The organism is Pseudomonas sp. KBS0707, from assembly GCF_005937945.2.
In the GTDB taxonomy this organism is placed as follows: domain Bacteria; phylum Pseudomonadota; class Gammaproteobacteria; order Pseudomonadales; family Pseudomonadaceae; genus Aquipseudomonas; species Aquipseudomonas amygdali.
In genome coordinates this window covers 1,267,957-1,280,394 of record NZ_CP041754.1, presented here as the reverse complement: position 1 = coordinate 1,280,394, position 12,438 = coordinate 1,267,957, and the positions used below count along the sequence as shown (strand labels likewise).

The following is a 12,438-nucleotide window of genomic DNA, read 5'->3' as shown; positions in this document are numbered from 1 at the left end:
TGCGATTCCGCTCGGCAAGTACATGAGTACGCCCATGAAAAAGCCGACTCAAGGTCGGCTTTTTCACTGCGGCTACACGACGCTATCCGGCGCGGCGCAGCAGATACACACCGGCCAGCGCACAGGCTGCAGCAGGCATCAGCACGGCCAGCAACGGCGGGAAACCGAACAGCAGGCTGGAAGGACCAAGCAGGTCCTGAATGATGCGGAAGGTAAAGCCGACCACCACCCCCGTGAACACGCGCTGCCCCAGCGTAACCGAACGCAGCGGGCCGAAGATGAACGAGATTGCCATCAGCACCAGCGCTACTGTCACAGCCGGTTGCAATACCTTGGTCCAGAACGCCAGCCAGTAGCGGCCATTGCTCAAGCCCTGATCAGCCAGATAATGCGCGTAGTTCCAGAGACCGCTGATCGAAAGCGACTCGGGCGGCATGATCACTGTGCTCAGCAATTGCGGGCTCAACGCTACATCCCAGCGCTCGACCGGCGTATTGATGACCTCGGTACGGCCGTCATTGAAATGCGTGGTACTGACGTCCTTCAACTCCCAGTAATCGGTCTTGAAATTGGCCTCTTTGGCAAAGCTGGACGTCAGCATGTGGCGTTGATCGTCGAAACGGTAACGTGTCACGCCAAGCATCAGACCATTGGGCTGGACGGTGTTGATGTGGATGAATTCCTCACCCTGACGGTGCCAAAGACCATGCCTGGCGCTCTGCGCATCACCCGAGCCCTGAGCCAGCGAGCGAGCGGCCTGAGCCTGGTTCTCGGCGTAGGGAGCCACGTACTCGCCGACCAGTACACCAGCAACCATCAATAGCAGCATCGGCTTCATGACCGCCCAGACGATGCGCCCGATGGACACACCTGCTGCACGCATGATGGTCAGTTCGCTGCTGCTGGCCAGCGTACCCAGACCAATGAGGCAACCGATCAGGGCAGCCATTGGCAGGGTGTCGTAGACACGCCGCGGCGCGGTCAGCATGACGTAGCTGAGGGCATCCGCCAGTGTGTAGGTGTCACTGATATCACCCATCTCGTCGATGAACGCGAACAATGAAACCAGCCCCAGAATGATTCCCAGAACCGCAAGAATCGCCAGCAATACGCTTTTACCGATGTATCGATCAAGCTTGACCACGAGTCACCTCCGTGACGCTGCGACGACTCGCCATCTTCAGACGCAGAGGCTCCCAATAGAACAACAGCAGGCCAATGGACAGGTAGATGCCATGCACCCACCACATGCCAAGGCTGAGCGGCAGCTTGCCCTTCTCCAGCGAACTGCGCACCGAGATCAGAATGGCCAGATAAGACATGTACAGAAGGATCGCCGGCAAAAGTTTCAGGTAACGGCCCTGACGCGGATTGACGCGCGACAACGGAATAGCCATCAACGTGACGATGAACACCGACAGCGGCAGCGAAATACGCCATTGCAGCTCGGCGACAGAGCGCGGTGCCGGGTTGCCGATCAGTTCGCTGGTCGGAATGGCCTCACGGTCGGTGATTTCTTCACTGATTTCCGGCTTGGGCAGCATCGCCCCGTAGGTGTCGTACTTGATCACACGGTAATCAGCCGCACCAGGATTGCCATCGTAGCGGTAGCCGTTTTCGAGGATCAGGAAGCGACTGCCATTGGGCCTTACCTCCTGATGGCCCTTCTCTGCCACCAGCACGGTAATACCGTTGTCCTTGCTCTTGTCGCCGGACATGCGTTTTTCAGAGATGAACACACCAGCCAGTTGCGAGCGGTCTTCCGACAGTTCCTTGGTGTAAGTGATACGCGTACCGTCACGCAGCGCCTGAAAACGGCCCGGCACCAGCGTGTCGAACTCGGTCATGGCGTCCTGCTTGTTGATCAGCAGCGAAAACTGGGTAGCGCCCTGTGGAGCCAGACTGAAACTCAGCCAGGCGACCAACAGCCCGACCAGCGTGGCAGGCCCCATGGTGATGGCAAGCAGCCGCTGTTGACTCATGCCGGTGGCGGCCAGCACGGTCATTTCACTTTCCAGGTACAGGCGCCCGTAAGCCATGAGAATGCCGAGGAACAGGCCCAGCGGCAGAATTACCTGCAGAAAGCCTGGCAGGCGGAAGCCCATGATCAGGAACAGCACGCCCGGATCGAGCGCACCGGACGCGGCCTGCGCCAGGTACTTGATGAAGCGTCCGCTCATGATGAACACCAGCAGCACGGCGCTGACCGCGCTCAAGGTAAGCAGCACTTCTCGGGACAAATAACGGAAGACAATCAAACCAGACACTCCAGAGTTGTCAGGCTCAGGCAGCCAAACAGGGAAAAATTGTGAGCCACGGCAACCAGAGATTCACGCCGGCAAAAGGCGTGGGCATCAAAAAATATGCGGCATTATCCTGTGATTGTGTGTTTCTGTCACTGCGCACCGGGGATAGTTCGCACATACACGCAAAGCAGGCGGCTCTACGGGGTTGTCAGCAGTCGTGCAGCGGGGTCAAACTGCAAGGCTTACCGCGGGCATCCACCTTGAAAACACTCAGGCCATCCCGCGTACATCATTCATATTGCGACTCTCATCGTCTACTCGGGGACCCCACATGGAATTGGTTGTTAAAAGCGTAAGCCCAGAAACCTTGAAAACCGCAACGCTGGTGGTCACCGTCGGCGAAAGCCGTGTACTGGTTGGTGCTGCCCAGGCTGTCGATATCCTCAGCGGCGGAGCCATCTCCCTCATTCTCAAACGCGGTGATCTGACGGGCAAGGTCGGTCAGAGCCTGCTGCTGCACAACCTGCCCAACATCAAGGCCGAGCGCGTTCTGCTGATCGGTACCGGCAAGGAAGGTGAACTGTCGGACCGCCAGCTGAAAAAAATCGTCGGCGCAACACTGACCTGCCTCAAAGGCCTGGGCGGCAGCGACGCTGCGATTGCGCTCGATGACCTGTCAGTGAAAAACCGCGACACCTACGGCACGGCTCGCCTGCTGGTCGAGGCCCTGGCGGATGGCGAATACGTCTTCGACCGCTTCAAGACCCAGAAAGCCGAAGTTCGCGCCCTGAAAAAAATCACCCTGCTGACCGACAAGGTACGCATAGCTGACATCGAGCGCGCTTCCACTCACGCCAAGGCTATCGCCACCGGCATGGCACTGACCCGCGACCTGGGCAATCTGCCACCTAACATCTGCCACCCGACCTACCTGGGCGAAGAAGCCAAGGCGCTGGGCAAGGCACACAAGAATCTGAAAGTGGAAGTTCACGACGAGAAGAAACTGGCCGAACTGGGCATGGGCTCTTTCCTCGCGGTGGCTCAGGGCAGCGCCCAGCCACCTCGCCTGATCGTCATGAACTATCAGGGTGCCAAAAAAGGTGATCAGCCCTTCGTGCTGGTCGGTAAAGGCATCACGTTCGACACCGGCGGCATCAGTATCAAGCCTGCCTCGGGCATGGACGAGATGAAGTTCGACATGTGCGGCGCTGCCAGCGTATTCGGTACCCTGCGCGCCGTACTGGAACTGAAACTGCCGATCAATCTGGTGTGTATTCTGGCCTGCGCCGAAAACATGCCGAGCGGCACCGCGACACGTCCCGGCGACATCGTCACTACCATGAGTGGCCAGACGGTCGAAATTCTCAACACCGACGCTGAAGGCCGTCTGGTGCTGTGCGATGCACTGACCTACGCCGAACGCTTCAAGCCACAGGCAGTCATCGACATCGCCACTCTCACCGGCGCGTGCGTGGTTGCGCTGGGCGGCCACACTTCCGGCCTGCTGGGCAACAACGACGCGCTGATCAATCAGTTGCTCGACGCGGGCAAACAGGCGGATGACCGTGCCTGGCAGTTGCCGTTGTTCGATGAGTACCAGGAGCAGCTCGACAGCCCGTTCGCCGACATCGCCAATATCGGTGGCCCGAAAGGCGGCACCATCACGGCGGCCTGCTTCCTGTCGCGCTTCACCAAGGCCTATGACTGGGCTCACCTGGACATCGCTGGCACTGCGTGGCTGAGCGGCGGCAAGGAAAAAGGCGCCACCGGACGTCCGGTTCCGCTGCTGACCCAGTACCTGCTCGACCGCGCTGGCGTATAAAAAGACACCCTGGCGTGTCGGCTTCACGGTCGATACGCCACTGGTTCTGGAACCTGTATGACCCAAGTCGATTTTTACATCCTGCCCAGCGCCGATCCTGCCGCGCGCCTGGACTTTGCCTGCAAACTCACGGAAAAAGCCTGGCGTTTGGGCCACAAGGTCTATCTGCATTGCAGCGATGCAGCGCAGCGTGAAGACCTTGATGCCCGGCTCTGGCGCTTCAGGGGCGAAGTGTTTCTGCCCCACGGCGACGCCGAGAGCGACTCCGATGCCCCCGTGGTGCTGGGTCTGGGTGACGACTCGGGCGCTCACGAGGACCTGCTGGTCAACCTCGACCTGAGCATTCCGGCCTTCTTCAAACGCTTCGCCCGCGTGGCGGAAGTGGTTGTCGAAGACCCGGCCATACGTCTTGCTGCACGCGAGAGTTTCCGTTCATACCGTGAACAGGGCTATCCTCCGCAAGATCACCGACTGCAGCGCCTTTGAGGACACGATGGATACTTCAAAAAAAGCTGAATCCGCGCATTTGCTGAACGATCTGGAATCGATCCGCCAGTTGCTTGGCGATGACTCCGCACACTCCCCGCTGCCGAACGACCCGGCTCGTCCGGAAGGCCAGATTCCTCTGTTATTCGATGTGGTCGGCGCTCGCCCCGACGCGACTTATCAACAGGACTTCGACGAAGACGACATCCCGACGCTGACGCCTGATGTGCAAGCCGCACCTGTCGAGCAGCTTCAGACCGTTCAACAGCCTGCCCAGCCTCAAGCACTGCCGAACCCGGATGCCCTGCTGCATCTGGACAACGAATTGCGTTCCGCCGCGCTGTTGATCCTGCAGGACGTGATCGCCGACTTCGCCCCGCACATCGAGGCTGAAATCAAGCGTCGGCTGGAAGCGAGGCTGGAGCGGTTATTGGCGCAGCAGAAGAAGTGAAGGGTGTGGTCAGGAATACGGAACACACGCGCGTAGAGATTCTGTCAGGGAGAGTTCAATGCAGTGCGGATCTCGGCTATGCGCCGGCCCGTATCTGCTTCACGATTGATGAGTGCACCCCAGTCATTGCGCAACTGCCTATATTCGGCCATTTGCCGAGTGATTTGTGCCAATTTTTCAGGAGCAGCTGCCTGGAAGCGCTGGGCACGCTCTAAAGCGCGCTTAGCCTGCAGCTCGCTGGCACCTGTCACTCTCGCCATGTAATCAAGAATGGATTGTGTTCGACGATCAACACTCTGGATTTCTTTGCTTATTCCTTGCTTGATGTTCGCCGCTGCGCGTTCGAACTTTGCTTTGAACGCGTCATTTTTGAGCACGCCGGGCGAAATGCCCATCTTGCTTTTCAAAACATTATGAATTGCAAACAGTGCGTTTGGATCAGTCACATCGACTGGCAAGCGGTCCACAGCTCCAGATACTCGCCTCCCCATCGCCTTGGATGTTAAAGACAGGTTGACCAAATCTTTGGACGTCAGGTTTTTGAGTATGCTTCTAAGCGCCAAATCCGGTAAGCCTAATAGCCCGGCGTGCCCGCTAGGATCACTTCTGTTCACCGGGTCTCCCTGACAGTACACATATGCATTCAAGCCTGCCCGCCCGAATGGGCTCAGGCTGTCCGGGCTATTGAACCGCATCAGCACCGGATTGAAAGCCCGATAGCCGTTACCCAGCAAGTAATGCCCGGTCACAGGGTCCGCGCGCTCGCCGTTGAAACCGGAAAAGGGACCGCCCTGCGCGCTATGACCATAAGGGCTGTAGGCCAGTGACTGCTGCCCCTGTGAACCCACCGCCTGTAGCACACTGTTTTGGGTGTCTGTGCCCAGCAGGTCCGCCCTGATGCTGGAGCCCTCAGTCTCGTATTCCGCCAGCAAACGGTCTGCTCCGTGAAACACACGACGTCGCACAGCGCCCTGTATCTCGACCGTCAAACGGCTCTTTTGATAAAAACGCAACACCGCTCCCTGTGCTCCGGGATCGACGACGGCAACACGATCCAGCGCGTCATAGCGATATCGGCACAGTACGCGCCTGCTTTCCGAAGTCTTGTCCATGGCCGCATCCGTCCTGTGATCAATGCTTGAACACCGGATCATGCCCCTTGGTCCACTCGCCGCCTACTGACAGATCTGCCAGTTGTGGCCCGGCACTTATGGCTTGTCGCTGGCCGTCAGGTCTATACTTACCGGTTTCCGAATCAATGCCACAGGTTCCCGCCGCGCATGGACAAGACTTACCAGCCGCACGCCATCGAAACTTCCTGGTATCAGACCTGGGAGTCCGAAAATTATTTCGCTCCGCAAGGCGTGGGTGACTCGTACACCATCATGATCCCGCCGCCGAACGTTACCGGCAGCCTGCACATGGGCCACGGCTTCAATAACGCGATCATGGACGCCCTGATCCGTTTCCGTCGCATGCAGGGCCGCAACACGCTGTGGCAACCGGGCACCGACCACGCCGGTATCGCCACGCAGATGCTGGTGGAGCGTCGTCTTGAAGCGCAAGGCATAAGCCGGCATGAGCTGGGCCGCGAGAAGTTTCTGGACAAGATCTGGGAATGGAAAGCCGAGTCCGGCGGCAACATCAGCCGTCAGATCCGCCGTCTGGGCTCGTCCGTCGACTGGAGCCGCGAGCGCTTCACCATGGACGACGGCCTGTCCGACGCCGTGAAGGAGGCCTTCGTGCGCCTGCATGAAGACGGCCTCATTTACCGTGGCAAGCGTCTGGTCAACTGGGACACCAAGCTGCACACCGCGATTTCCGACCTTGAAGTGGAGAACCACGACGAGAAAGGCCATCTGTGGAACCTGCGCTATCCGCTGGCCGACGGTGCAAAAACCGCCGAAGGTCTGGATTACCTGATCGTTGCCACCACTCGCCCGGAAACCATGCTCGGTGACGCCGCCGTTGCGGTGAACCCACAGGACGAGCGCTACAAGGCATTGATCGGCAAGTTCGTCGAACTGCCACTGGTAGGCCGCCGCATCCCGATCATCGCGGACGACTACTGCGACCCTGAATTCGGCACCGGCTGCGTGAAAATCACCCCGGCGCATGACTTCAACGACTATGAAGTCGGCAAACGCCACAACCTGCCGCTGCTGAACATCTTCGACAAGAATGCCAACGTTCTCGCTGCTGCTCAGGTGTTCAACCTCGATGGCACACTGAACGAAAGCGTCGACGGCAGCCTGCCCGCGGCCTACGCCGGTCTCGACCGCTTTGAAGCGCGCAAGCAGATCGTTGCTGCGTTTGATGCCGCCGGCCTGCTGGTCAGCGTCGATGATCACGCCCTGAAGGTGCCGAAAGGCGACCGTTCCGGCACCATCATCGAGCCGTGGCTGACCGATCAGTGGTATGTCTCCACCAAACCGCTGGCCGAGCCTGCGATTGCCGCTGTCGAAGACGGCCGTATCGCGTTCGTGCCCAAGCAATACGAAAACATGTATTTCTCGTGGATGCGCGACATCCAGGACTGGTGCATCAGCCGTCAGCTCTGGTGGGGCCATCGCATTCCGGCCTGGTACGACGAGTCCGGCAAGGTTTACGTCGGCCGCGACGAAGCCGAAGTTCGCGCCAAGAACAACCTTGGCCCGGAAATCGCGCTGCAGCAGGACAACGACGTACTCGACACCTGGTTCAGCTCGGGCCTGTGGACCTTCTCCACGCTCGGCTGGCCGGAAAAGACCAAGGCACTGGAGACCTTCCACTCCACCGACGTACTGGTCACTGGCTTCGACATCATTTTCTTCTGGGTCGCCCGGATGATCATGCTCACCATGCACCTGGTGAAGAACGAGGACGGCACGCCGCAGGTCCCGTTCAAGACTGTTTACGTGCACGGTCTGGTGCGTGACGGCCAAGGCCAGAAGATGTCCAAGTCCAAGGGCAACGTGCTTGACCCGCTGGACATCGTCGACGGTATCGACCTCGAAACGCTGGTAGAGAAACGCACCAGTGGTTTGATGCAGCCGCAACTGGCGAAGAAGATCGAGAAGCAGACCCGCCAGGAGTTCGCCGACGGCATCGCCAGCTACGGCACCGACGCCCTGCGCTTTACCTTCTGCTCGCTGGCGTCCACAGGTCGCGACATCAAGTTCGACATGGGCCGCGTCGAAGGCTATCGCAACTTCTGCAACAAGATCTGGAACGCTGCGCGCTACGTGCTGGACAAAGGCGAAGACTGCGGCCAGAACGGCGAAGCTGTCGAACTGTCGCTGGCTGATCGCTGGATCATCTCGCAATTGCAGCGCACGGAAGCCGAAGTGACCCGCCAACTGGATCAGTTCCGCTTCGACCTCGCGGCCCAGGCGCTGTACGAGTTCATCTGGAACCAGTATTGCGACTGGTATCTGGAGCTGTCCAAGCCTGTGCTGTGGGATGAAACCGCACCGGTCGAACGTCAGCGCGGCACACGCCGTACGCTGGTCCGCGTTCTGGAAGTCGCGCTGCGTCTAGCGCACCCGTTCATGCCGTTCATCACCGAAGAAATCTGGCAGCGCCTCGCGCCGCTGGCCGGTGCGCAAGGCAAGACCATCATGCTGCAACCCTGGCCGGTGGCCAACGAAGCACGCATCGATCAGGCGGCCGAAGACGATATCGAATGGCTCAAGGGCCTGATGCTCGCCGTGCGTAACATCCGTGGCGAGATGAACATCGGCCCGGGCAAGCCGCTGCAACTGTTCCTCAAGAATGTGAGTGCCGAGGATCAGCGTCGTTTGAGCGAAAACGATTACCTGCTCAAGAAGCTCGCCAAGCTGGAATCGATGACCGTACTGACCGAGGGTGCAGAAGCGCCACTGTCGGCCACCGCGCTGGTGGGTGACATGGAAGTGCTGGTGCCGATGGCCGGGCTGATCGACAAAGGGGCCGAACTGGCGCGCCTGGACAAGGAAATCCAGCGCCTGCAAGGCGAAGTGCAACGCGTCGGCGGCAAGCTGTCCAACGCCGCCTTCGTCGACAAGGCACCGCCTGAAGTCATCGCCAAGGAACGCGCCAAGCTGACCGAAGCCGAACAGGCACTGGGCAAGCTGGCCGAGCAACACGCCCGCATCGCCAGCCTGTAAGGTGGCCAGAAAAGCCAGCCCGATTATGGGCTGGCTTTTTGTTATCTGAATTTCTGTACTCGACATCACGGCTGACCATCGAACCCATGACCGATACCCGCAAACCACCGCGCAAAAAGCCTCAGCGGCCAGCCAAACCTGCTGCGCCGCGTGAAAAGGCCACCTTGCACCCGCGCAATCGTCATCAGGGTCATTACGACTTTGCGAAGCTGATCAAATCCAGCCCCGAGCTGGCAGCCTTCGTGATACTCAATCCGTATGGCAAGGAAAGCATCGACTTTGCCGATCCGCAGGCGGTGCGGGTGTTCAATCGCGCGCTGCTCAAAGCGTTCTATGGCATCGCCCATTGGGACATTCCGGCCGATTACCTATGCCCGCCTATTCCAGGGCGTGCGGACTACCTGCACTTCCTCGCCGACTTGCTGGCCGAGGACAATGAAGGCGTGATCCCACGCGGCGCATCCATCAAGGCGCTGGATATCGGCACCGGAGCCAATTGCATCTACCCGCTGCTGGGGCATAGCGACTATGGCTGGCAGTTCGTTGGGTCGGACATCGACAGCACGGCCATCGCGGCGGCTACCACGATCATCAAAGCCAATGGCCTCAGCAAGGCCATCAGCGTGCGCCAGCAGGACAACCGCAAGCAGATCCTGCTCGGGTTACTCGACAGCAGCGAACGCTTCCACGTGAGCCTCTGCAACCCTCCTTTCCATGCCTCGCTGGATGAGGCGCAGCGTGGCAGCCAACGAAAGTGGCGCGCACTGGGCAAGGCTGATCCCAAGCGCAAGCTGCCGGTTCTCAATTTCGGTGGGCAATCTCAGGAGCTGTGGTGCGAAGGCGGCGAGATCGGCTTCGTGACCCGACTGATTCAGGAAAGCGCCACATTGCCAAGCCAGGTGGTGTGGTTCAGCACCCTGGTGTCCAAGGCATCCAACCTGCCACCTATCCAGAACGCCCTGAAAAAAGCCGGCGCGCTTGAGGTGAAAGTGATCGAGATGGGCCAGGGCCAGAAACAAAGCCGCTTCGTGGCCTGGACCTTCCTTGACAAGGCACAACGCACACCTCACTGATAGGGCTATCGTGCCGCATCGACTATCGTGCGGCGCCACGCCGACATGCCTTAACCTCGACTATCGTGCGACGCTCCGCGTCGCATGCCGTTCTGGACGCTCTGCGTCCTCTCTTGAGTATGCAGTGCGGCACAGATCTGTGACGCGGAGCGTCACGCAAGGCATTCCCACGCTGGAGCGTGAGGAACGATAATCTCAACTATCGTGCGACGCCGCGTCGGAAGGCCGTAAACTCGACTATCGTGCGACGCTCTGCGTCGGCATGCCGTTCTGGACGCTCTGCGTCCTCTCTTGAGTGTGCCGTGCGGCACAGATCTGTGATCAGACGCCCACAAAAAAGCCGTGCCCGGTTAACCGGTGCACGGCTTTTTCACAGCAAGCGGTTGCTTACTTGTTGATCGAGTCGGTCAGCACTTTGGCTGGTACGAACTTGATAACTTTCTTGGCAGCGATTTCGATGGCAGCGCCAGTCGAAGGGTTGCGGCCAGTGCGAGCCGGACGCTCTGCAACTTTCAGTTTGCCGATACCTGGCAAAGTGATTTCCACGCCGTTTTCCAATTGGTCGGCAACAATTTGGCCCAATTGCTCAAGAGCATTACGCGCGGTAGTTTTTGGCGCGTCGATAGCTTCAGCAATATCGGCGATCAATTGGTCTTTAGTAAGAGCCATGGTGGTGTTCCTTCCCTATCAAATTCATTTGGATTGCAGAGTGCAACGTCGGCCCGTGGCCAGGCAATGAACCTGGCCACCCGCTAGCAGCCACGATTAATCGCGAAAGTGTAGATACTGAAACCGGGCAATGGTTCGACCTACGTGTGCGCTAACTGCATGCTTGACGCGCTAAGTGCGCAAGACCGGAGACTGTCAGAAATTTTGTGTTCGGGCATAACATGTAGCTAGAGGTGCATGTATGCCGACCAAAAAGAAGTCCGCCAATGCAACAGCGAGGGAGTTGCCCTCGATTCCCCAAGAGCTGATCGAGCAGTTTGTTAAAGGCCCGATGAGCGCCGAAGCCATTCAAGACGCGTCCATGGCGTTCAAGAAGGCTCTGATCGAGCGTGCGCTAGGCGCCGAGCTGGGTCACCACCTTGGTTATCCTCAGGGCGCGGAGCGCCCTGAGGAGTCGACCAATCAGCGCAATGGCAAAAGCAGCAAGACGGTTCTGACCGACGACGGGCCGCTTCGCCTGGATATCCCCAGAGACCGCGATGGTAGCTTCGCCCCGATCCTGATTCCCAAGCACGAACGACGTTTTACAGGCTTCGACGACAAGATAATTGCCATGTACGCCCGGGGCATGACGGTGCGTGAGATCCGCGCTTTTCTATCTGAGCAGTATGGAACTGACGTGTCCCATGACTTCATCAGCTCAGTCACCGATGCGGTCATGGAAGAGGTGGGCGCTTGGCAGCAACGACCCTTGGAACCGATGTATCCGGTGATCTTCTTCGATGCGTTACGGGTCAAAATCCGGGACGAGGGGTTAGTGTGCAACAAGGCTATTTATCTGGCGCTGGGGGTATTACCTGATGGCACGCGCGACATTCTGGGTATATGGATCGAGAGCACCGAGGGTGCCAAGTTTTGGATGAAGGTGTTCAACGACCTCAAGACTCGTGGCGTTGAAGATGTTCTGATCGCCGTCACGGATGGCCTCAAAGGAATACCGGAGGCGTTGGGGGCGGTTTTTCCTGCCACGACGCTGCAAACCTGCATCGTGCATCTGATCCGCAACAGCTTGGACTATGCCGCTTGGGATAAACGTCGGGCACTGGCCAAAGCACTCAAGCCGATCTACCAGGCGATCAATGCCGATGTGGCTGAGCAAGAGCTTAACGCCTTTGAAGCGGGCCCCTGGGGCAAGCAGTATCCGACTGTAGTTGCTGCATGGCGTCGCGCCTGGGATCGGGTTATACCGTTTTTTGTTTTTCCGGCGGGCATTCGCAAAGTGGTTTACACGACCAATGCCATCGAGAGCATCAATGCCCAGTTACGCAAGATCATCAAGACTCGAGGGCACTTCCCGACCGATGAGGCTGCGACGAAACTGATATGGCTTGGGTTGCGCAACATCACCGCCAACTGGGGTCATGCGGCACACGACTGGAAAGTGGCAATGAATCAATTTGCGATCCTGTACGGAGACCGATTTACCAGACCGAGCTGGTAAAACAAGGGCCTGCCTGACGGCAGGCCCTAACCAGCCCGAACACAAAAAAACTGATACTCCCCA

General features: G+C 58.8%; 10 protein-coding genes. 6 read left to right on the top strand and 4 right to left on the bottom strand.

What is annotated here, in order from left to right; translation table 11 throughout:
- Positions 1-82: 82 nt before the first annotated feature.
- Both lptG and lptF read right to left on the bottom strand, forming a co-directional pair.
- On the bottom strand, positions 83-1,144 hold the full coding sequence (gene lptG / locus FFH21_RS06015) for an LPS export ABC transporter permease LptG (RefSeq protein ID WP_004666138.1): 1,062 nt from the start codon (positions 1,142-1,144) through the stop codon (positions 83-85).
- Positions 1,131-2,258 carry an LPS export ABC transporter permease LptF gene (gene lptF, locus FFH21_RS06010; protein WP_002552286.1) on the bottom strand — a complete coding sequence of 376 codons (1,128 nt, stop codon included), beginning with the start codon at positions 2,256-2,258 and terminating at the stop codon, positions 1,131-1,133. Before lptF ends, lptG begins: the two co-directional genes overlap by 14 nt.
- Before the next feature lie 319 nt (positions 2,259-2,577).
- Between lptF and FFH21_RS06005 the strand changes: the two genes are divergently transcribed.
- Genes FFH21_RS06005 through FFH21_RS05995 form a run of 3 tightly spaced genes read left to right on the top strand, consistent with a single transcriptional unit; the run spans position 2,578 to position 5,005 of the window.
- Positions 2,578-4,068 (top strand): leucyl aminopeptidase, encoded by a 1,491-nt coding sequence (locus tag FFH21_RS06005; protein WP_041924464.1) that lies wholly within the window; start codon positions 2,578-2,580, stop codon positions 4,066-4,068.
- Positions 4,069-4,125: 57 nt separating this feature from the next.
- Entirely contained in the window at positions 4,126-4,554 is a 429-nt protein-coding gene (locus tag FFH21_RS06000) for a DNA polymerase III subunit chi (protein WP_005756882.1), read from the top strand.
- Positions 4,555-4,561: 7 nt separating this feature from the next.
- On the top strand, positions 4,562-5,005 hold the full coding sequence (locus tag FFH21_RS05995; RefSeq protein WP_011167926.1) for a hypothetical protein: 444 nt from the start codon (positions 4,562-4,564) through the stop codon (positions 5,003-5,005).
- A 44-nt stretch (positions 5,006-5,049) separates the two neighbouring features.
- On the opposite strand, the gene FFH21_RS05990 is transcribed toward FFH21_RS05995, so the two are convergent.
- Positions 5,050-6,117: an RHS repeat-associated core domain-containing protein gene (locus tag FFH21_RS05990; protein WP_011167925.1), complete on the bottom strand. Its 1,068-nt coding sequence runs from the start codon at positions 6,115-6,117 to the stop codon at positions 5,050-5,052.
- Positions 6,118-6,285: 168 nt separating this feature from the next.
- Here FFH21_RS05990 and FFH21_RS05985 point away from each other — a divergent pair, with 168 nt between their 5' ends.
- Complete coding sequence (locus FFH21_RS05985) at positions 6,286-9,132, top strand: valine--tRNA ligase (RefSeq protein ID WP_011167924.1); 2,847 nt, start codon at positions 6,286-6,288, stop codon at positions 9,130-9,132.
- Between the two features lie 86 nt (positions 9,133-9,218).
- Positions 9,219-10,205, top strand: a complete 987-nt coding sequence (gene rlmF / locus FFH21_RS05980; RefSeq protein WP_011167923.1) for a 23S rRNA (adenine(1618)-N(6))-methyltransferase RlmF — start codon at positions 9,219-9,221, stop codon at positions 10,203-10,205.
- A gap of 387 nt (positions 10,206-10,592) precedes the next feature.
- Here rlmF and FFH21_RS05970 read toward each other — a convergent pair whose 3' ends face one another.
- Complete coding sequence (locus tag FFH21_RS05970; RefSeq protein ID WP_002552279.1) at positions 10,593-10,874, bottom strand: HU family DNA-binding protein; 282 nt, start codon at positions 10,872-10,874, stop codon at positions 10,593-10,595.
- A gap of 241 nt (positions 10,875-11,115) precedes the next feature.
- On the opposite strand from FFH21_RS05970, the gene FFH21_RS05965 reads away from it, so the two are divergent.
- Positions 11,116-12,375 (top strand): IS256-like element ISPsy17 family transposase, encoded by a 1,260-nt coding sequence (locus FFH21_RS05965; RefSeq protein ID WP_004666928.1) that lies wholly within the window; start codon positions 11,116-11,118, stop codon positions 12,373-12,375.
- Positions 12,376-12,438: the final 63 nt, after the last annotated feature.

What these genes read in the sequence shown, in the direction of transcription:
- FFH21_RS06005 (WP_041924464.1), top strand. Translation starts at nt 2,578, where the DNA reads ATGGAATTGGTTGTTAAAAGCGTAAGCCCAGAAACCTTGAAAACCGCA.
- FFH21_RS06000 (WP_005756882.1), top strand. Translation starts at nt 4,126, where the DNA reads ATGACCCAAGTCGATTTTTACATCCTGCCCAGCGCCGATCCTGCCGCG.
- FFH21_RS05995 (WP_011167926.1), top strand. Translation starts at nt 4,562, where the DNA reads ATGGATACTTCAAAAAAAGCTGAATCCGCGCATTTGCTGAACGATCTG.
- FFH21_RS05990 (WP_011167925.1), bottom strand. Translation starts at nt 6,117, where the DNA reads ATGGACAAGACTTCGGAAAGCAGGCGCGTACTGTGCCGATATCGCTAT.
- FFH21_RS05985 (WP_011167924.1), top strand. Translation starts at nt 6,286, where the DNA reads ATGGACAAGACTTACCAGCCGCACGCCATCGAAACTTCCTGGTATCAG.
- rlmF (WP_011167923.1), top strand. Translation starts at nt 9,219, where the DNA reads ATGACCGATACCCGCAAACCACCGCGCAAAAAGCCTCAGCGGCCAGCC.
- FFH21_RS05970 (WP_002552279.1), bottom strand. Translation starts at nt 10,874, where the DNA reads ATGGCTCTTACTAAAGACCAATTGATCGCCGATATTGCTGAAGCTATC.
- FFH21_RS05965 (WP_004666928.1), top strand. Translation starts at nt 11,116, where the DNA reads ATGCCGACCAAAAAGAAGTCCGCCAATGCAACAGCGAGGGAGTTGCCC.